Annotated in this window: 17 protein-coding genes; 9 read left to right on the plus strand and 8 right to left on the minus strand. The window is 55.8% G+C overall.

Features of this window, described 5'->3' with window-relative positions:
- Positions 1-51 precede the first annotated feature (51 nt).
- On the minus strand, positions 52-984 hold the full coding sequence (gene hprK, locus RX717_RS08195; protein WP_107630457.1) for an HPr(Ser) kinase/phosphatase: 933 nt from the start codon (positions 982-984) through the stop codon (positions 52-54).
- A gap of 201 nt (positions 985-1,185) precedes the next feature.
- Here hprK and rpmB point away from each other — a divergent pair, with 201 nt between their 5' ends.
- The 4 genes from rpmB to RX717_RS08215 all read left to right on the plus strand — a co-directional run bounded on the left by rpmB (position 1,186) and on the right by RX717_RS08215 (position 4,753).
- Positions 1,186-1,374, plus strand: coding sequence for a 50S ribosomal protein L28 (rpmB, locus tag RX717_RS08200; RefSeq protein WP_078096872.1), 189 nt, complete (start codon positions 1,186-1,188; stop codon positions 1,372-1,374).
- 105 nt (positions 1,375-1,479) lie between these two features.
- Complete coding sequence (locus RX717_RS08205) at positions 1,480-2,169, plus strand: AzlC family ABC transporter permease (protein WP_107630456.1); 690 nt, start codon at positions 1,480-1,482, stop codon at positions 2,167-2,169.
- Positions 2,166-2,495, plus strand: a complete 330-nt coding sequence (locus RX717_RS08210; RefSeq protein WP_107630455.1) for a branched-chain amino acid transporter permease — start codon at positions 2,166-2,168, stop codon at positions 2,493-2,495. The genes RX717_RS08205 and RX717_RS08210 overlap by 4 nt, the downstream gene beginning before the upstream one ends.
- Positions 2,496-2,599: 104 nt before the next feature.
- Entirely contained in the window at positions 2,600-4,753 is a 2,154-nt protein-coding gene (locus tag RX717_RS08215; protein WP_107630454.1) for a Tex family protein, read from the plus strand.
- Positions 4,754-4,791: 38 nt separating this feature from the next.
- Here the strand turns inward: RX717_RS08215 and RX717_RS08220 are convergent, their stop codons facing one another.
- The 3 genes from RX717_RS08220 to RX717_RS08230 form a co-directional block, all read right to left on the minus strand.
- The gene (locus RX717_RS08220) at positions 4,792-5,514 is read right to left on the minus strand and encodes an amino acid ABC transporter ATP-binding protein (protein ID WP_107630453.1); all 723 of its coding nucleotides are present in this window, start codon (positions 5,512-5,514) and stop codon (positions 4,792-4,794) included.
- Positions 5,501-6,283 (minus strand): amino acid ABC transporter permease, encoded by a 783-nt coding sequence (locus tag RX717_RS08225; RefSeq protein ID WP_107630452.1) that lies wholly within the window; start codon positions 6,281-6,283, stop codon positions 5,501-5,503. The genes RX717_RS08220 and RX717_RS08225 overlap by 14 nt, the downstream gene beginning before the upstream one ends.
- Positions 6,284-6,363: 80 nt before the next feature.
- Entirely contained in the window at positions 6,364-7,203 is an 840-nt protein-coding gene (locus RX717_RS08230; protein WP_054325896.1) for a basic amino acid ABC transporter substrate-binding protein, read from the minus strand.
- Positions 7,204-7,414: 211 nt separating this feature from the next.
- On the opposite strand from RX717_RS08230, the gene RX717_RS08235 reads away from it, so the two are divergent.
- The 3 genes from RX717_RS08235 (at position 7,415) to gltA (ending at position 10,523) form a co-directional block, all read left to right on the plus strand.
- Positions 7,415-8,161: an SH3 domain-containing protein gene (locus tag RX717_RS08235; RefSeq protein WP_054325895.1), complete on the plus strand. Its 747-nt coding sequence runs from the start codon at positions 7,415-7,417 to the stop codon at positions 8,159-8,161.
- 123 nt (positions 8,162-8,284) lie between these two features.
- On the plus strand, positions 8,285-9,130 hold the full coding sequence (locus RX717_RS08240; protein WP_107630451.1) for a sulfide/dihydroorotate dehydrogenase-like FAD/NAD-binding protein: 846 nt from the start codon (positions 8,285-8,287) through the stop codon (positions 9,128-9,130).
- 1 nt (position 9,131) lies between these two features.
- On the plus strand, positions 9,132-10,523 hold the full coding sequence (gene gltA, locus RX717_RS08245) for an NADPH-dependent glutamate synthase (RefSeq protein ID WP_107630450.1): 1,392 nt from the start codon (positions 9,132-9,134) through the stop codon (positions 10,521-10,523).
- Positions 10,524-10,593: 70 nt separating this feature from the next.
- Here the strand turns inward: gltA and RX717_RS08250 are convergent, their stop codons facing one another.
- Positions 10,594-11,625, minus strand: coding sequence for a copper amine oxidase N-terminal domain-containing protein (locus RX717_RS08250; protein ID WP_107630449.1), 1,032 nt, complete (start codon positions 11,623-11,625; stop codon positions 10,594-10,596).
- Positions 11,626-11,692: 67 nt separating this feature from the next.
- On the minus strand, positions 11,693-12,955 hold the full coding sequence (locus RX717_RS08255) for an S-layer homology domain-containing protein (protein WP_107630448.1): 1,263 nt from the start codon (positions 12,953-12,955) through the stop codon (positions 11,693-11,695).
- A gap of 130 nt (positions 12,956-13,085) precedes the next feature.
- On the opposite strand from RX717_RS08255, the gene RX717_RS08260 reads away from it, so the two are divergent.
- The gene (locus RX717_RS08260) at positions 13,086-14,030 is read left to right on the plus strand and encodes an L-lactate dehydrogenase (protein WP_107630447.1); all 945 of its coding nucleotides are present in this window, start codon (positions 13,086-13,088) and stop codon (positions 14,028-14,030) included.
- 50 nt (positions 14,031-14,080) lie between these two features.
- Here RX717_RS08260 and RX717_RS08265 read toward each other — a convergent pair whose 3' ends face one another.
- A complete protein-coding gene (locus RX717_RS08265) occupies positions 14,081-15,451 on the minus strand; it encodes an S-layer homology domain-containing protein (protein WP_107630446.1) in 1,371 nt (456 codons plus the stop codon).
- A 370-nt stretch (positions 15,452-15,821) separates the two neighbouring features.
- Here RX717_RS08265 and RX717_RS08270 point away from each other — a divergent pair, with 370 nt between their 5' ends.
- Positions 15,822-18,077 carry a M13-type metalloendopeptidase gene (locus tag RX717_RS08270; protein WP_316960190.1) on the plus strand — a complete coding sequence of 752 codons (2,256 nt, stop codon included), beginning with the start codon at positions 15,822-15,824 and terminating at the stop codon, positions 18,075-18,077.
- Positions 18,078-18,160: 83 nt separating this feature from the next.
- Here RX717_RS08270 and RX717_RS08275 read toward each other — a convergent pair whose 3' ends face one another.
- Positions 18,161-19,330: an AI-2E family transporter gene (locus RX717_RS08275; RefSeq protein WP_107630444.1), complete on the minus strand. Its 1,170-nt coding sequence runs from the start codon at positions 19,328-19,330 to the stop codon at positions 18,161-18,163.
- Between the last annotated feature and the right edge of the window lie 119 nt (positions 19,331-19,449).

Here is a 19,449-nt window from a genome sequence, read left to right on the forward strand (position 1 = left end):
GCGCGCAGGCAAGTCATAGCGCTGCGAGGTGGCCGGCCGTACCTCTGCGCATCAGTTTCCGTACTGCTTGAGCATGCGCTCCTGCAGCTCGCGTGCCGCGTTAAAGCCCATCTTCTTTTGGCGGTCGTTCATGGCGGCGACTTCAATAATGACCGCAAGATTGCGGCCGGGCTTGACCGGAATCGTCAGCGACGGAACCGCGATATCCAGAATGCTGGTCGTCTGTCCATCCAGGCCTAGGCGGTCGTACTGCTTTCCATCCTCCCACGGCTCCAGGTTGATAACCAACTCGACCTTTTCAGTCATCTTGATCGCGCCGATGCCAAAGATCCGGCGCACATCGACAATGCCGATGCCGCGCAGCTCGATAAAATGCCGGATGACCTCGGGCGCCGTGCCGACCAGCGTCTTGTCCGACACGCGCTTGATCTCAACCGCGTCGTCCGCGATTAGCCGGTGGCCGCGCTTGACCAGCTCGATTGCAGTCTCGGATTTACCGACGCCGGAATCGCCCAGCAACAGGACGCCCTCACCGTAAATTTCGATAAGGACGCCGTGCAGCGTCACCCGCGGCGCGAGGTTGACCTTAAGGGAAGCGATCACCGCGCTCATGATCGTTGAGGTAAATTCGTTGGTGCGCAGGATCGGCACCTTATACATTTCCGCCGCCGCCCGGCACTCGGGGAACACATCGATATTCCGCGAGACAATCAATACCGGAATGCCGGTGGAAAACAGCCGCTCAAAGCATGCCAGCCGCGCTTCCGGCGTCATCTGCTCTACATAGCTTGATTCCACCTTGCCCACAATCTGAATACGATTGGGATCGAAATAATCAAAAAAACCGGCGAGCTGCAGTCCCGGGCGGTTGACATCATCTTTTGTGATCTCGATTTTCTCAAAGCCCTCCGGTCCGTAGACGACCTCAAAATCAAACTCCTGTATCAGATCGCCTAAGCTGACGCCAAATTCTTTTAACTGCATAAAAATACTCCCCTCCGCAGCGGCAGGTATGTCGATGCTTGTATTATACCCTGATTTTCCACCTTTTTCAACGTTTTCCCGCTCTTCTGCGGCAAAACTTGAAAAATAGGACTTTTTATGAAAAAACCGCTTGCATTTTTACAGGCATTATGGTATTATAATATCCGTTACGCAATGCACAAGAGAAGGAGGTGCAGGAAAATGGCAAAGTGCGATATTTGCGGCAAGGGCGTGACCTTTGGTATTCAGGTCTCTCACTCTCATCGTCGTTCCAACAGAACTTGGAAACCGAATGTTCGTCGTGTGAAGGCTCTGGTCGATGGTACTCCCCGCCATATCAACGTATGTACTCGGTGCCTCCGCTCCGGCAAGGTAACCCGCGCGATCTGAGTTTCCCGCGCGATACGTTGAAAGCATGTTGAGGCGCTCTGCTTGCAGGGCGCTTTTCTATTGCATATCCCTTTCCTCAGTATCCCTTAACGGTAGGTGATTCCCATGAAAAAGGCGCTCCGCCCCGCGTTTACGGTCACAATCCCAGTGCTGTGCGGCTATCTTTTTATCGGTTTCGCATTTGGCGTGATGTTGCGCGATGCCGGCTTTACCGCTCCCTGGGCGTTTCTGTCCAGCCTGACGATCTACGCCGGATCCGGACAATATCTTCTGGTTTCGCTCCTTGCAGCAAACTCGTCCCTTGTCACCGTCGCGGTGATGACGCTTCTGCTCAACTGCCGCCATATCTTTTACGGTCTTTCTTTTCTCGATACCTTCTACCAGATGGGGCGCGCCAAGTGGTACATGATCTTTTCCCTGACCGATGAAACCTATTCCCTGCTCTGTTCGCTGAAAACGCCGGACGGTGTCGACCCTGCTGCGATGCGCTTTTTGATCTCCGTGCTTGACCAAAGCTACTGGATCATCGGCTCGGTTATTGGCGCAATCATCGGCGGCGTGCTGCCGTTCGATACCACAGGCATTGATTTCGCGATGACCGCGCTCTTTACTGTGATTTTTGTCGAGCAGTGGAAAAGCAGCAAATGCCATATCCCTGCCTTTCTCGGGCTTGGCGCGGCCGCTGTATCGCTTACCTTGCTCGGTCCGGATAACTTTATCCTGCCCGCCATGATGGCCATCTGCGTCATGCTGGTCGCGCTACGCGGGAAGCTTACAGGGGAGGTGTCGGAATGACCCCGCAAAAAGCGTTTGCCATGATTGCCGTCGCCGCGCTCTGCACCTTTGCGACACGCGTCGCGCCGTTCCTGCTTTTTAATGGAAAAAAGCCCATCCCCCCGATCGTGCGCTATCTTGGCGAGACGCTCCCACCCGCTGTGATCGCTCTGTTGGTCATCTATTGCGTCAAAAGCGTGGACTGGCTTGCTGTGCCGCACGGTGCGCCGGAGCTGCTTTGTATCGCTGTCGTTGCGCTGCTGCACGTCTGGAAACGGAACAACCTGTTATCGATCGGCGTCGGCACCATTCTGTATATGTTTTTGGTGCAGGGTATATTTGTCTGATGCCCTGTCTATCCCTGACCGCATTGGTTTTCCAATGCGGTTTTTTTATTTCCCGACCAAGAATTTTGTGGTACAATAAAGCAAGCTGAAAAAGGAGTTATTTTATGCAGACTATTATTAATATGCTGGCGCATGAGCTGCGGCAGCCGGAATCATACGTTTCCAATGTCGTCAAACTGCTTGACGAGGGGAATACCGTCCCCTTTATCGCCCGCTACCGGAAAGAGCTGCACGGCGCGATGGACGACCAGATGATCCGCACGCTTGCTGACCGGCTCGGTTATCTGCGCAGCCTGGATGAAAAGCGTGCGGAAATCCGCGCATCGATCGAGTCGCAGGGCAAGCTGACCGAGACGCTTGACCACGCAATCGCAGAGGCACAGACCCTGGCCGCGCTCGACGACCTCTACCGCCCCTACCGCCCCAAGCGCCGCACCCGCGCCTCTGTTGCCCGCGAAAAGGGTCTGGAGCCTTTGGCTGCACAGCTTCTTGCCGCGCGCACGCCTTCCCCCGATCTGGACGCGCTTGCCGCGCCTTTCGTCGCTCCCGCCAAAGGCATCGAAACCGCTGTGGAAGCCTTGTCAGGCGCCTCGGACATCATTGCGGAGGATATCTCGGACGATGCGGATATCCGCGGCCGCCTGCGCCGCCTGATCCGCCAGACCGGTGTGATACAAACCGCCGGAACCGACGCGGAGGATACCGTCTATGCGATGTATCACGAATTTTCCGAGCCGGTCCGCCGGCTGCAAAGCCACCGTGTCCTTGCAATCAACCGCGGGGAAAAGGAGGGTAAGCTCAAGGTGGCCCTGACCGTGGACGACAGCCAGGCGCTGGTCGAGCTGAACCGCGCTGTCCTGCATCCCAAAAATCCGTTCTGCGCCATGCTGCGCACCACCTGTGAGGATAGCTGGAAACGGCTGCTGTTCCCCTCCTTGGAGCGCGAGCTGCGCAGCGAACTGACCGATACGGCAAACGAACAGGCGATCCATACCTTTGCGCTCAACCTGCGCCCCCTGCTTATGCAGCCGCCTGTGAAAAACCGTGTGACGCTCGGTTTCGACCCCGGCTACCGGAACGGCTGCAAGCTCGCCGTGGTGGATGGCACCGGCAAGGTGCTGGATACCGCTGTCATATACCCCACGCCGCCCTATCAAAAAGTGGACGAAGCGAAAAAAACGCTGCGCCGTTTGTGCGACGCGCACCATGTTACCTGCATCGCGATCGGCAACGGCACAGCCTCCAAGGAAAGCGAGCTATTGATTGCCGACTTTATTCGGGAATACGGCGGCGGCATCGAGTACATGGTCGTCTCTGAAGCCGGTGCCTCGGTTTATTCCGCGAGCAGGCTTGCGGCCGAGGAGTTTCCGGATTATGACGTCAACCTGCGTTCCGCCGTATCGATTGCCCGTCGTCTGCAGGATCCGCTGGCCGAACTGGTCAAAATCGACCCCAAAGCAATCGGTGTCGGGCAATACCAGCACGATATGCCGCAGGCACGCCTATCCGAGGCGCTGGATGGCGTGGTTGAGGACTGCGTCAACGCTGTCGGCGTGGATCTCAACACTGCTTCTTCCGCTTTGCTGTCGCGCGTTGCCGGCATTTCCGGTACCGTGGCGAAAAATATTACTGCCTATCGTGAGGAACACGGCTGTTTTGACAGCCGCAGGCAGCTATTGAAGGTAAAAGGGCTTGGCCCCAAGGCTTATGAGCAATGTGCGGGCTTTCTGCGCGTACCGGAAAGTGACAACCTGCTCGACCGGACCGCGGTCCATCCCGAATCCTACGCCGCGGCTGAAACGCTGCTTACCCTGTGCGGATACTCCGTTCAGGACGCTGCTTCCGGCAAGCTGGGAGAGCTTTCTGCACGCATAGAGAAACTGGGCCGAACCGATGCCGCACAGCGCTGCGGGGTTGGTGTGCCGACCCTGATGGATATTATTTCCGAGCTTCAGAAGCCCGGGCGCGATCCACGCGATGAGCTGCCGCCGCCGCTGCTCCGCTCGGATGTCCTCGATTTCAAGGACCTGAAGCCTGGTATGAAGCTCAAAGGAACGGTACGCAATGTGGCGGATTTCGGCGCGTTCGTGGATATCGGCGTCCATCAGGACGGTTTGGTGCATATCTCGCAAATCTGCAGCCGTTATATCAAGCACCCCTCCGAAGCGGTCACCGTCGGTGATATCGTGGATGTAGTCGTCCTGTCGGCTGATCCCAAAAGCCACCGCATCGCCCTTTCCATGAAGCAGGCCAAATAAACGGAAAACGGGGTACAGCAAAAGCTGTACCCCGTTTTTTATAATACCTTGGACAGGAAATCTTTCAGCCGAGGATGCTTCGGATTGGTGAAAAAAGCGTGCGGCTCGTTCTGCTCCACAATGTTTCCCCCATCCATAAACAGTACACGGGTGCCGACCTCGCGTGCGAATCCCATTTCGTGTGTAACCACAACCATGGTCATGCCATCGTCCGCAAGCTCTTTCATGATCTCCAGCACTTCACCGACCATTTCGGGATCCAGTGCGGAGGTAGGCTCGTCAAACAGCATCACATCCGGATTCATTGCCAGCGCGCGGGCGATTGCGATACGCTGCTGCTGCCCGCCGGACAGCTGAACCGGATAGCTGTCCGCCTTATCCGGCAGACCGACGCGCTCCAACAGTTGTATCGCACGCTTGTCCGCCTCATCCTCTGTCATGATCTTGAGCTTGACAGGTGCCAGCTTAATATTCTCACGCACGGTCAGATGAGGAAACAGGTTGAACTGCTGGAACACCATGCCCATCTTGCGGCGGATCAAATTGATATCGGTCACCTTGCTGGTGATATTCTGCCCTTCAAAAATGATATCGCCGCTGGTAGGCTCCTCCAGCAGGTTGAGGCAGCGCAGAAAAGTGGATTTGCCGGACCCCGACGGTCCGATAATAACGACCTTTTCTCCCTTTTCGATATGCTCGTTGACGCCCTTGAGCACCTGATGATCCCCAAAGGATTTGCACAGGTTTTTAACGTCGATCACTTGCACGCAGCCTCCTTTCCAAAATACCGAGCAGCTTGGTCAGAATCAGGACGATCACAAGATAAATGACCGCCAAGCTGACATACGGCACAAAGGGCTGATAAGTATTGGCAACGATATTCTGTGCCTGCTTGGTCACGTCGCGCAGCATAATGACCGAAACCAGCGAGGTATCCTTGAGCAGGGTAATCATCTCGTTGCCCAGCGCAGGCAGGATATTTTTAATGGCCTGCGGGATGATGATGTAGCGCATCGTTTTGCCGTAGTTCAGGCCAAGCGAGCGCCCCGCCTCCATTTGGCCGGCGCTGATCGACATCAGGCCGCTTCGCGCGATCTCCGCAACATAGGCGCCCGAGTTGATGCCCAGCGTCACAATACCGCATATCAGGCTGCCGAAGTCATCCTTCGGCACCATGATGACAAAACAACTGATTAAAAGCTGAACCATCATTGGAGTACCACGGATCACGGCCAGATATACCTTGCACAATACATTCAGCACGCCTAGCACCGGATTGTGCTTGCCCATCCGCTGGGAGTCGTGCGCCGTGCGGACCATGGCGACCAGCAGGCCGATGATGATACCCAAAATAAGCGCGCCGATCGTTACGATAAATGTGATACGCAGGCCTTGGGCAAACCAAGTCCAACGGTCTTGGTAAATAAAGGTCTGGTAGAGCTGGAACAGCAGCCTTTGCAGATTTTCCGGAAGCGAGAGAATCCAGTCAGGCGCGGTTTCCAGCCAGTTTGACAATGTGAGCGTTACCACAGCCTATCCCCTTTCTATTTCTCATAATCGAGCGAAAAGGGGCGGCGCGCGCCGTCCCCTTTCGTTCATAACCAAATCAATTACTCGCCATCTGCCGTGATGTATTTGTCGATGATGGACTGAAGCGTACCGTCGTCTTTCAGCTCCTGCATCGCCGCGTTTACCTGCTCCAGCAACTCTGTGTTGTCCTTGCTGATCGCCGCCGCGTAATCCTCGTTTGCGTATGCGGTATCCAAAATCTTGAGGCCCTCGTTAGCCGCTACATAATTCTTTGCCGGCTCCTGGTCAATAACCACACAGTCGATCTGGCCGTTGACCAAAGCGGCCACCGCAAGCGGACCGTTATCAAACTGCTTGACGTTCTCCTGACCATAATCATCGGTGCAGTACAGGTCGCCGGTCGTGCCGGTCTGCACGCCGATGGTCTTACCGGTCAGATCTACCGCAAGCGAGCCATCCTCCTGCTCTACCGGTGCGATATCCGAATTTTCCGGAACAATAACTACCTGTACGCCGGTTGCATAAGAATCAGTGAAGTTCACCTGATCCGCACGCTCCGGATCCACCGTCATACCAGCCAGAACAATATCAATCGTACCAGCCTGCAACGCCGGAATCAGCGATTCAAACGCCATATCGGTGATATCAAGCTCCATGCCGAGCTTCTCGGCAACCGCCGCAGCGATTTCCGCGTCAATGCCTGCAACCTCGCCGTTTTCATCGGTAAACTCATACGGCGGGAAGGTTGCGTTGGTACCCATGCGCAGCACGCCGCCATCCGCCGTATCCGTGCTGTCGGTCGCGGCCGCGTCCGTGTTGCTATCCTCATTCTGCTGGGTGTCGGTATTGCCGCCGCAGCCGCTCAACAGCAGAGAGCCGGCCAGCACCATGCTCAGCATTGCAATCGAAAATTTCTTCATTGCTTCTTTCTCCTCCTTATCTCGGCCGTTTGGGCGGCCGAACATTTCAGACAAGATATATTATACAGTGCCGCGTTTAAAAATGCAACACAAAAAACAGGGAAAACCGCTGAAAAACACCCGCTCTTTTTTATTATATCGTTCATGGTGACCAATCTCCGTACCGCGGCATAGTCTGACAGCGACAAAATCCTGTTTGGAGGTCCTAGTTATGCCGAGTATCTACTTATCTCCCTCAACCCAAGAATACAACCTTTATTATGATGGACATGGCAGCGAAGAGTATTATATGAACCAGATCGCGGATGCAATGGCACCCTACCTGACCGCTTCCGGCATTGAATTCACGCGCAACACTCCGGAAATGACAGCCGCCTCCTCCATCCGCGCGTCCAACGAGGGCAATTACGACGCGCATATCGCCCTACATTCCAACGCTGCGCCTGTCAATCTGTCTGGTCAGCTTCGCGGCACGGATGTTTATTATTATCCCGATTCCCTGCGCAGCGAAGAGATTGCTCAGACCATTGTTTCTGGCCTGAAAGCCCTCTATCCCAACCCCGACGATGTTACCGTCCGGCCGACCACCTCGCTCGGCGAGGTCACGCGCACCCGCGCCCCCTCCGTCCTGATCGAATTCGCCTACCACGACAATCCCATGGACGCGGAATGGATCCGCAATCATATCGATGAAATCGCCCGAAACGTCGTCCTTTCCCTGACAGAGTACTTTAAAATCCCCTTTGTCGAACCGCAACCGATCCAAACCGCCACTGTGGAGGTATCTTCCGGCAACCTGAACATCCGTTCCGCTCCCTCCCTTTCCGCACCTGTTATCGGCAAGGCGCCCAACGGCGCGCAGGTTTTTGTGCTTGGGCAATATGACGGGTGGTACGTTGTGCGCTACGATCAATACGAAGGGTATGTATCCGGCGACTATATTGTACTCAATTACTGAATCGGATTGTATAATTTGGTCAAAACAACCGATTATGTGTCCTTATTTATACTTGCGTTCCCACCGCATAAACAGTATAATAATACTGTTCGATGCGATTTAACGCAAGGAGGTACTTAAAGAGTGTATCAGATCTTAGAAAAAAAGACGCTGAATGCCAACACAAAGCTGATGGTAATAGAAGCGCCTCATGTCGCGCGCAAGGCGGAACCTGGTCAGTTCATCATCCTGCGTGTGACTGAGGACGGAGAGAGGATCCCGCTGACAATCGCGGAATATGACCGCGAAAAGGGTACGATCACGATTATTTTCCAGGAGGTCGGCGCGACGACAATGGCACTCGGCCAGTTGAACGTGGGCGACTGCCTGCACGATTTCGTCGGTCCCCTGGGCAAAGCGAGCGAGCTTGAGGGCTTGAAAAAAGTCGCCGTTGTCGGCGGCGGTCTGGGCTGCGCCATTGCCTACCCGCAGGCGAAAAAGCTGCATGAGATGGGCTGCGAGGTCGACCTGATCGCCGGCTTCCGCAACAAGGATATCATTATCCTCGAGGACGAGATGAAAGCCGCATCCACCAACCTTTATGTTGTCACGGACGACGGCTCGAACGGCCGCAAGGCGCTTGTCACCGAAGTTTTGAAAGAGTTGATCGAGGCGGGCAACCAGTACGACGCGGTCATCGCCATCGGGCCGATGATCATGATGAAGTTCGTAGCGGAAACCACCCGCCCCTATGGCATCAAGACCATTGTTTCTATGAACACGATCATGGTGGACGGCACGGGCATGTGCGGCGGCTGCCGCCTGACGGTTGGCGGAGAGACCAAGTTCGCCTGCGTGGATGGACCGGATTTTGACGGGCATCTGGTTGACTTCGACGGTTCGATGCGCCGCAGCGCGATGTACAAGGCGCAGGAAAAGGCGTCTGTCGAGCGTCACGAGTGTAATCTGATGAAGCAGGAGGTCAAGTGAGATGCCGAACATGAATCCGAAAAAAATGCCCATGCCGGAGCAGGACCCCAACGTCCGCAACAAGAACTTTGATGAGGTCACGCTCGGCTACACACCGGAAATGGCGGTCGAGGAAGCGCAGCGTTGCCTGAACTGCAAGCATAAGCCCTGTATCTCGGGCTGTCCAGTGCAGGTAAAGATCCCTGAATTTATCGCGCTTGTCGCCGAGAGCAAATTCCTCGAAGCTGCGGCCAAAATCAAGGAAACCTCTGCGCTGCCCGCTGTCTGCGGCCGCGTGTGCCCGCAGGAAACACAGTGCGAGCAGAAATGCGTACGCGGCATTAAGGGTGAGCCGGTCGCGATCGGCCGCCTGGAGCGCTTTGTCGCGGATTATGCGCGCGAGCACGGTGAAGAAAAACCCGTCCAGCCTGCGGCGAATGGCCACAAGTGTGCGATTGTGGGCGCCGGCCCTGCCGGTCTGACCTGCGCGGGTGATTTGGCGCGCATGGGCTACCAAGTAACTGTTTTTGAAGCGCTGCATACCGCCGGCGGCGTGCTGATGTACGGTATACCGGAATTCCGTCTCCCCAAGGCGATCGTCCAGAAGGAGATCGACACGCTGAAAGACCTTGGCGTCGAATTTGTACTTAATTTTGTCGTCGGCCGTTCGGAAACCATTGACGAACTGTTTGCGGACGGTTATGAGGCGATTTTCGTTGGCTCGGGTGCGGGCCTGCCGACCTTTATCGGCGTGCCGGGTGAAAACGCAAACGGCGTGTACTCGGCAAACGAATACCTGACCCGTATCAATCTGATGAAGGCCTACCGCGACGGTGCGGATACGCCGATTCTGCACGCGCACAAGGTAGCGGTTGTCGGCGGCGGAAACGTGGCGATGGACGCGGCGCGCTGCGCCAAGCGCATGGGCGCGGAGGAGGTCTACATTGTTTACCGCCGTTCGGAAAAGGAACTCCCCGCCCGTCTGGAGGAGATCCATCACGCCAAGGAAGAGGGCATTATCTTCAAGTTCCTGACCGCGCCGCTGGAAATCACCGCGGACGAGAATTACAATGTAACCGGCATGAAGTGCCAGCAGATGGAGTTGGGCGAGCCGGATGAATCCGGCCGGCGCCGTCCGGTGCCGGTGCCGGGCAGCGAATTCACCCTCGATCTGGACTGCGTGATTGCGGCAATCGGCACAAGCCCCAACCCGCTCATCCGTACGACCACCCCTGGACTGGACACAAACCGCAAGGGTTGCATCGTAGCGGATGAGGAACACGGCATCACCTCCAAGGACGGAGTTTTTGCCGGCGGCGATGCCGTCACCGGCGCAGCCACCGTTATCCTCGCTATGGGCGCGGGCAAGCGCGCCGCTGCTGCGATGGATGAATACATTAAAAACAAAAAATAACTGCCTATTGAAAAAGGACCTGCATACATGCAGGTCCTTTTGTTTTTCCTCACCGGTTTTCTCCACTGCTTCAGTTTGGCGCGGGCAACTGGTTATTTCTCACGATCCCCAGATGCAGTTCTCCCGCACGCAGAGTGACCGACTCGCCCAACAGGGAAAAGAATTCCGCAGGCGCCCAGCTAACGCCATCCACCTCGTAGGGCGCTGCGCCAAGCGCCATGGCCACGCCCATGCGGAAATCCGCGGCATATTGGTCCTTTCCCAATACCAACAGCGTTTCCCGCTCCCCTTTTTTCAGAGATATGCTTTCGTTTTCGCCATTCCAGACCACCGTATAGCCTAACGCCTCTGCCGCCGTACGCACGGGTACCATCAAGATACCTTGCTCCACGCGCCCATCGAGTGGAAGTACCATGTCCCCTTCCACGACGATCGCAAAACGGCTGCCCTGCTGCGCGGGGATGACAATACGCGTTGCAACCGCCTGCCCCGGCTCGGACAACGCCACCTGATCGTACCAAGCGAAAAACCGTGTCCCCATATGGATATCATCTGCTGAAGCGATATTTTTTGTGCCTAACGGCCGAATATCCGTATCTTTCTGCACGGTAAGCAGCAACTCTCCATTATCCGTCAGGATGGTAACGCTCCCATCCTCCTCCGCGGGATGCTGGATGGCTTCCGCAGTGAGCAGGCGCGCCGGCGCATGTCCATCCTCCAGGTTGACCAGAACCGCCGCCGCGTCGGTCTGCGGCGGTTCAGTTTCCATCACATAGTCCGCATAATAGACGAATACCTTGTCGCCCGCTGCGATATCGGTTTCCGAAACCGGAGTACCTGTTTGGGTGTCCATGAGCAAGGTGTTGGAAAAGCGCATCACCAACCGGTCATACATATCGGTTTTGACCGTCATGACCGACTCCATGCCGGATTTGACCTGCATTTCAAGAACGGTCGCATACTCTCCTGCCGGCGATTGCTGCAGCGCAGGCAGCTGCTTGTTTGGCACGCTCACCTCCTCCACACCCATAGCCCCTGCTGAAAACGAGCCGACATACAGCAGCGCGGCCGCCAGCATACTGGACAAAAACTTCCTTTTCATGCATATCCCTCCTTTTCTATTTGGACGACGCCCCGTTCTCTTTTGTTCCCTTTACACGGCCGCCCTGTTATTTTACCAAGGGGTATTGCTCCAAGTTTGCCGGCGCGGAAACCGTGACCTGATTGTCAACTCCCTGCAGCGTCATGCGACTCTCCACCTGGCCGGATATGCCGTCTGCCGCAAAGCCAAACCGGACCTCCTGCGCCTGAATCAAACCATCCGAGGCTTCCTGCACGACAGTAAACCCTTCGATTTCCAGATCGCCCAGCGCCCCCACTGCCGACTGCGCAGCTTCCAGCACACTGTCCAACCGCGCCAGCCCCGCCTGATTATATCCAATGGTATAACTTTGGCCGGATACCGAAACCGAATCGATCAATGCCACAGGGACGCGCGCATAACCTTCAAACGCGAGCTGCATCTGCCCATTGGTCAAAGCGCGCCGCGATTTTGTCCCGTCCTGCCGCAAATAGCGAAAGCCATTTGCCGTATAACTTTCGGCAGTAAATGTTTTTTCTCCGGCCTGCTCCGCAGACAGGGTGACTGTGCGGTCTGTAAGCATCGCCGGCGCGCCCAAATCGATTGCTGTCTGCTCCTCGCAGGTCATTACAAAGGTACCCGCATCCACGCGCAGCTCCTGACCGACGGACAACGCCGTCAATCCATCCATTTTACTGGTCGCATCCAGATAACGGTTATAGGCCTGGAATAATTCCTGATACGGCGCAGCAGCCGGCTCCTCTACCGCGCCGGCTGCTGCCAGCCGCGCCAGCAGCGTGTCATCCGTACCCTTCGGAGATATCGAAAGCGCCGTATAGCTTGCCGCCACAACATGGTCGCGCAGGAAATCCGCTTCATTTACAGTTGCCGGATCGTACAGCCCGATCCGACTGGCAAAGCGGGATGAATCCGCGTAAACAAAATCCCCATCTGCTTCTGTATAGCCCAGCGCGCGCAGCAAAAACGCCGCGTACATTTGCGCGGTACATTGTTCCTCTGGTTCGAATGTCGTTTCGGTCGCGCCGGTCGTCAGACCGTTTTCATACAGATACTGCACATAGGGCTTTTCCCACTCCTGCAGGTCGGTAAACGGCGCGTCATACGCCAGCCGGCCGGCCTCTTCCTCTTTCCCCAGCAGCCGGACCAGCATCGCGGCCGCTTCAGCGCGGGTCGGCGCGCGGTCCAGTTCATATCCCTGCTCGGTTCCTCTGAACAGGCCCATATCGTCCAAATGCTCCGCACATTCGGTAAAATCCGCGGCAAACGCCGAAACCGTCAGGGCTGCGGCCAACGCCGCGCCCGCGCAAAGCATACGCGTCCATTTATTCATTCACATTGTCTCCCATCGTTTCAATATTCCAAATTTGTGATGATTTGTTTTTTAATTATAGCACAGCTTCGCATGTTTTCCAAGGGAAAGCGGGCATACTATGCGGGAAACGGAAAGGAAGTGCTCTTCAATGACTAGTATACAAAAATGTGGCGTGATCGGCGTCGGTTTTGTCGGTGCGACCAGCGCGTTTACATTGTCCACCTCCGGCCTTTTCTCTGAAGTCGTACTTGTCGATATGAACCGCAAAAAGGCGGAAGGCGAGGCTGCGGATATCAACCACGGCATTTCCTTTGCAAAGCCGTGCTTTGTCCGTGCCGGCGACTACGGCGACCTTGCGGAGTGCGGGCTTGTCGTCATCGCCGCGGGCGCAAACCAGAAGCCGGGCGAGACGCGTATCGAGCTGCTCGGCCGGAACCGTGTCATCATGTCCTCGATCATCGAACATCTGATGGCGGTCAACCAGTCCGCCGTACTGCTGATCGTGTCCAATCCGGTCGATGTGCTGACCTATATGGCACAGAAGATGTCCGGCCTGCCCGCCGGTCAGGTCATCGGTTCAGGAACCGTTCTTGATACCGCGCGGCTCAAATACCTGGTCGGCCAGCACCTCAATGTGGACAGCCGCAACGTCCATGCCTTTATCATCGGCGAGCACGGCGACAGCGAGCTTGCCGTTTGGTCAAGCGCAAATATCTCGGGCGTCGATCTCGCGGATTACTGCCGCATCACCGGAAAGGACGATTCATTCGGGGCGATGCAGCGCATCTACGAAAATGTACGTGACGCCGCCTATTCTATTATCGAGGGCAAGGGCGCGACTTACTACGGCATCGGTATGGCGGTCCGGCGCATCGCGGAGGCAATTGTACGAGACGAACACTCGGTTCTCCCTGTATCCTCCATGATTTCCGGCCATTACGGTGTGGATGGCATTTGCCTCGGCCTGCCCGCCGTTGTGGGCAGGAACGGCGCAGAATCCGTGCTCGACATCCCGTTGTCGCAGGATGAACTGTTCCAGCTCCAGTCCTCCGCGCAAAAAATGAAAGAGCTGATCGACGAGCTGGGCGATTAAAAAAGCGGAACGGCTTTTGCCGTTCCGCCTTTTATTTCACACTGTTTCTGTTATGCAGCAGCCTCATCCGCGCCACCGATCAGGTCAGTGTAGCTGTCCAGATCGCTCGGAAGCGTGATCGTTACATTTCCAATCGAGTTGATGTCGCACTTCATGTTCATATCCATGGTCATGGTCTGACCCTCAACCGTCATGGTCATCTTCATGTTCATATCCATGCCGCTGATCTTACCATTGGAAACTGTCGCCTTGGAGATGACCTCGCCGATATCGATCGCTACGCCTTCTGCCGCAGTGTCAATATTCATGGAATCCAGAACAGAATTCACCAGGCCGCTCATGCCAGCCGAAGAATAGGTCACCGTCATTGTGCTGCCGGACTTCGTGATCGACTCGATCAGGCAGATCGGCTCGCTGTTCTGAAGGTCCGTCAGATCGCCCATCTGGGACATCGCATCCTCCATGGACATCTCCATCTTAACCTTCTGATCGCCCATATTCATGTAGTAAACGCCATCCGTGTAGTAGTACTCCATCGGCATTTCAAACGATGTATCCGCACCCTCTTCCACTAGGGATTCATCGATTGTCACTTCTATCGTACCCGTAACGGCCATCTTGGACTGATCCAGGCTCTCCATATCCATGTCCGCCTTAATTTCCATCGGCATGGACAGGCTCATGACCTGCTGATCGCCCAGCGCAACGCTGGCGGAAACATCAGCGGAAACGTCCATCTTGGTCGCGTCGCCCATAGCGGCGGTCGCTTCCACATAGGCATCATAATTGTCAAAGAACGCCAGCAGGCTTTCCGCCTTGGCTTCGTCTACGGCACCATCCGCCACCAGCTTCTCCAGCAGTTTGGTCTCGGTCGCGCCCTTCACGTCGGTGTTCAGCGCAGTCAGGCTCATCGCCGCCACATGGTCGCGCAGGAACGCGCTCTCATTGCAGTTGGCATAGTCGACCAGGCCGATGGTCTCGCCGAAATCAATCGCCGCGTCATAGGTGAAATCGCCCTCTGCCGCATCGCTGTAACCGAGCGCGCGGAGCAGGAACGTCGTGTACATCTGCGCGGAGCAGGCCTCTTCCGGCTCAAAGGTCGTTTCGGTCGCGCCATTGGTCAGCTTATTATCATACAGATACTGGACGTACGGCTTCTGCCAGTCATCCAGATCGGTAAACGGAGCCTCATAAGTAAGCTCTTTCGCTTCCGCTTCCTTACCGAGCAGACGTACCAGCATGGTTGCAGCCTCGCCGCGGGTCGGTGCGCGGTCAAGCTCATACCCGTCCTCCGTACCCTGAAACAGTCCCAAATCCTTGAGCTGATCAGCGCAATTATCATAGCTTGCAGCACCTGCGGTTACCGCAAGGCCCGCCGCTACCAGCACGGATGCCAGCACAATCCTTAATTTTGTTTTCATCTTTCTGCCTCCTTTTACTACAGCAGCTTGACTGCTGTTTGATTTATTTTACCATTACATTTAGATAATGTAAACAATTTTCTATTTCTTTTTTTCGCATTTACGCAATCTTAATATGTACCTCCTGCTTTTATGGAAAAGTTGCTTGACAGGGTTCATCTTCCATGCTATTTTGTATATATAATATATGTACAATATGGCACTTGACAAGGCAAATGCCTCATTGTACAATTGTATCATTTCAATAATATAGTTAGGAGAGGACCGCTTATGAAAGCAAAACAAATCCTTGCATCCGCCCTGGCAGCCGCCGCTCTGCTGGCCTCGCTTCCCGCCGCGCTCGCGGCAGACAGCGAGATTCCCGCTGCCCGTGGTGAAGTCTGCGCCGCGCTCATCGCCGCGGCGGACGACTACAACCCCCGGCGTGACCGCTGCGGATGTGATGCACGGCGACCCAGACGGAAACCTGCGGGAAAACGCCCCCGTCACCCGCGCCGAGGCGCTCGTCATGCTGCAGCGCGCGTTCGGCGGCCTGCCCGCCCCGCAGGGCGACAACGCCCGCAAGGGTTATCCGGCGTCCAACTTCACCGACGTCCCCGCCTGGGCGAAGGAGGAGCTGGCGGACGTGTTCGCCGCCGGTATTGTTGCCGGCACCTCGTCCACAACCTTTTCGCCGGATGAGAACGTCACCATGGAACAACTCGACAAGTTCATCCACCGTACCTATACCCTGTTCGGCTCCAACCTGAAGGACGATTTCTATGCTTCGGTCAACAAGGATTGGCTCGACAGCTCGGTCATTCCGGCAGGCCAGTCCTCCACGGGCACGCTGTATGAAAAGATGTACGACACCGAGCCGCTCAACAATCTGATTGAGCGCACGGTTGCGAACCCCGTGGGCGAGGACGCGCAGCGCATCGCCGCGCTGTATACCAATATCCTCGATTGGGACGCGCGCAATATGGCGGGCATCGAGCCGATCCGTCCCTATCTGGAAGCAGCCGAAGCCGCGCAGAGCGTAGACGAGGTGATGGAGGTCAAAAAGCAACTCGCAGAGGAGCTGGCGGGCAACGCGCTGGTCGGCTTCACGCTTTCGGCGGACGCGAAGGACTCCACCCGCTATACGGTCGGCTTTTCCGCCTTCTCCCCCTCGCTGAGCAAGGATACATATGCCAATGGCGGGAGCCAGAAGGACGCGTACCTGACCTATATCCAAACGCTGTTTGAAATCGGCGGCGCAGACGAAGCGAGCGCTGCGGCGGACGCGCAGCGCGTTTGGGAAATGGAAAAGGAACTGTCCACACACGCGCTCGACCGGCAGGACTACGGCAATGTGGACAAGACCTACAACGTCTACACCATGGATGAACTGAAGTCGCTCTATCCCACGCTCGACCTGGACGATATCTACGCGCAATCCGGCCTGGCCCGCTCGGACGACCAGATCGTCGTTTCCGACATCGGCCTGCTTGAAGCCTCGCCCAAATATTTCACCGAGGAGCACCTGACCGACCTGAAAGCCTATCTGCGCCTGACCATCCTTGCAGGCTACGGCGGCATGCTCAGCCAGGATTTCCAGGATGCCTCCGACGCCTATCAGGAAGCTTTCCTCGGCATCTCCGGCACGCTGAGCGACGAAGCCCTGGCCACCCAGCTTGTCCAGCAGTATTTGTCCGACGAGCTGGGCCGCCTGTACGCTGCGGAATACTTCTCCGAGGAAGCCAAGGCCGATGTGGAGGATATGGTATACGACTTCATTGACATCTACGAGAGCCGCATCCGCTCGCTCGACTGGATGAGCGACGCGAGCAAGGCGAAAGCAATCGAAAAGCTGGACGCGCTGGGCGTCAAGGTCGGCTATCCGGATGAAGGCAAGTGGAATGACTATTTCAAGGGCGTGACGCTCAAAACCGCGGACGAGGGCGGCAGCTACTTTGACAATATCATCACCCTGCTGAAAGCGCAGCAGCAGATGCTGATCAAGTGGCAGGGCCAGCCGGTCAACAAGGGCCTGTGGCCGATGGCGGCTTATACGGTCAACGCCTGCTATGTACCCTCCAGCAATGAAATCGTATTTCCTGCGGGCATCCTGCAAGCTCCGCTGTATGACGTGAACGCCTCGCGTGAGGAGAACCTCGGCGGCATCGGCTACATCATCGCGCACGAGATTACGCACGCCTTTGACAACAATGGAGCCAAGTACGACAAGAACGGCAACGCCGCCGACTGGTGGACGGCGGAGGACTACGCCGCTTTCCAACAGCTCTGCGATGAAGTGACCGCTTTCTATGACGGCGTGGAAGCCGCGCCCGGCATCACCTGTAGCGGCGCGCTCACCCTTTCGGAGAACATCGCCGATCTCGGCGCGGCGCAGTGCATACTGGAAGCCGTCCAGCGCGAAACCAATCCCGATCTGAAAGCTATGTTCCGCGCCATGGCGAACACCTGGTGCTCTACCATGCCGCGCGAGACCGCTGCGTATTATACGACAGTCGACGTACACGCACCGGATAAGCTGCGCGCCAACCGCGTGCTGCAAACGCTTGACGCATTCTACACCACTTTCGGTATCACCGAGGGCGACGGTATGTGGATTGCGCCCGAGGACCGAGTGGCGATCTGGTAAAAAAATCCCTACTAATATGTACAAAGAAATTCGAAAGGGTCCGTATCAAAGCGATACGGACCCTTTTTGACTCCTTTTCAACACTATTTGATTTTACCCTCCGCAATCCCGCGTTCCCTGATACGGGCGCGGACATCCGTCCGCAGCAGAGTATATATGACGGAGAATACCGGAATGGCAAACAAAATGCCCAGCACACCGCCCAGACTCGCGCCCAGCGTTACCGCCGCCAGCACCCAGATGGAGGGAAGGCCCACCGAGCTGCCCACCACACGGGGATAAATTACGTTCCCCTCGATCTGCTGCAGCACCAAAAACAGAACGATAAACCACAGCGCCTTTATCGGGCTGACAATCAAAATCAGAAAAGCGCCGACAATACAGCCAATAAACGCGCCGAAAATCGGAATTAACGCCGTAATGCCGATCAGGACCGCGATAACCAAAGCATAAGGCATCTGGAAAACCGACATGCTGACGAAAAACATCATTCCCAAGATGAAGGCTTCCAGGCACTGGCCGGACAGGAAGCTGTTAAAGGAAGATGAGGTCAGACCGCAGACCATGAGGAAACGGTCAACCTGTTTTTCTGGCAGGAACGCATAAAACAGGCGTCGGAACTGCCGCCCAAGATTTTCCTTCTGCAGCAAAATATATATGGCGAAAACAATGCCGATGATGGCGTTGGCAAAGCCGCTGACCACCGAGGTCGCAATGCTGACTGTATTGCTCAGGATATTCCCGTTCCGGAAAAATTCCATCAGCATGGAACCGATTGCCTTCCAGTCCACATTAAGGAAGCTGTCCTTAATTGAAGCAATTTCGCTTTCAAACATCGGCAAAAGCGCGGTTGCTTCGTCCAAAAGCTGCGGGATGCGCACGCGGGCATAGGACATTTCTCTGCAGATCGCAGAAAAGGACTGATACAGCTCCGGCACGATCAGGAACAGCATAATGGCAATCACGCCGCCAACCACAACAAGCGTAAGGATCAGGCTGAAAATGCGCTTCGCCTTGCCGGCCCTTTTCCCTTTCGCCGGTTTAAGGCGGGAAAACAGCTTGGTTTCAAAAAAGCGCATCGGCACATTCAGCACAAACGCAATACAGCCGCCGATCACAAACGGCGCCATAAGTCCGAACAGATAGCGCAACGCATCGGCAAACAGCTTTGTGTTCTGCAGTCCGGCATAGAGGAGCACCGTAAATAGGATCAGCCCCATGATTTTCAGGATATTGTCTCTATTCAAATTCAACGCCTTGAACCCCTCTTGCACAATATAAGTATCTCTATATAAGCACTATCCTTTGATGAAGTCAAGACTATTGCCGCAAAATTTACTTTATTTTAAGAGATTCCCGTCTTGGCGCCGAT

The organism is Intestinibacillus sp. NTUH-41-i26 (assembly GCF_032769475.1).
Classification (GTDB): domain Bacteria; phylum Bacillota; class Clostridia; order Oscillospirales; family Butyricicoccaceae; genus Agathobaculum; species Agathobaculum ammoniilyticum.

Bases quoted from the DNA above. Each gene is read 5' to 3' on its own strand.
- RX717_RS08255 (WP_107630448.1), bottom strand. From the start codon at position 12,955: ATGAATAAATGGACGCGTATGCTTTGCGCGGGCGCGGCGTTGGCCGCA.
- RX717_RS08210 (WP_107630455.1), top strand. From the start codon at position 2,166: ATGACCCCGCAAAAAGCGTTTGCCATGATTGCCGTCGCCGCGCTCTGC.
- RX717_RS08260 (WP_107630447.1), top strand. From the start codon at position 13,086: ATGACTAGTATACAAAAATGTGGCGTGATCGGCGTCGGTTTTGTCGGT.
- gltA (WP_107630450.1), top strand. From the start codon at position 9,132: ATGCCGAACATGAATCCGAAAAAAATGCCCATGCCGGAGCAGGACCCC.
- RX717_RS08205 (WP_107630456.1), top strand. From the start codon at position 1,480: ATGAAAAAGGCGCTCCGCCCCGCGTTTACGGTCACAATCCCAGTGCTG.
- rpmB (WP_078096872.1), top strand. From the start codon at position 1,186: ATGGCAAAGTGCGATATTTGCGGCAAGGGCGTGACCTTTGGTATTCAG.
- RX717_RS08230 (WP_054325896.1), bottom strand. From the start codon at position 7,203: ATGAAGAAATTTTCGATTGCAATGCTGAGCATGGTGCTGGCCGGCTCT.
- RX717_RS08235 (WP_054325895.1), top strand. From the start codon at position 7,415: ATGCCGAGTATCTACTTATCTCCCTCAACCCAAGAATACAACCTTTAT.
- RX717_RS08250 (WP_107630449.1), bottom strand. From the start codon at position 11,625: ATGAAAAGGAAGTTTTTGTCCAGTATGCTGGCGGCCGCGCTGCTGTAT.
- RX717_RS08215 (WP_107630454.1), top strand. From the start codon at position 2,600: ATGCAGACTATTATTAATATGCTGGCGCATGAGCTGCGGCAGCCGGAA.
- RX717_RS08265 (WP_107630446.1), bottom strand. From the start codon at position 15,451: ATGAAAACAAAATTAAGGATTGTGCTGGCATCCGTGCTGGTAGCGGCG.
- hprK (WP_107630457.1), bottom strand. From the start codon at position 984: ATGCAGTTAAAAGAATTTGGCGTCAGCTTAGGCGATCTGATACAGGAG.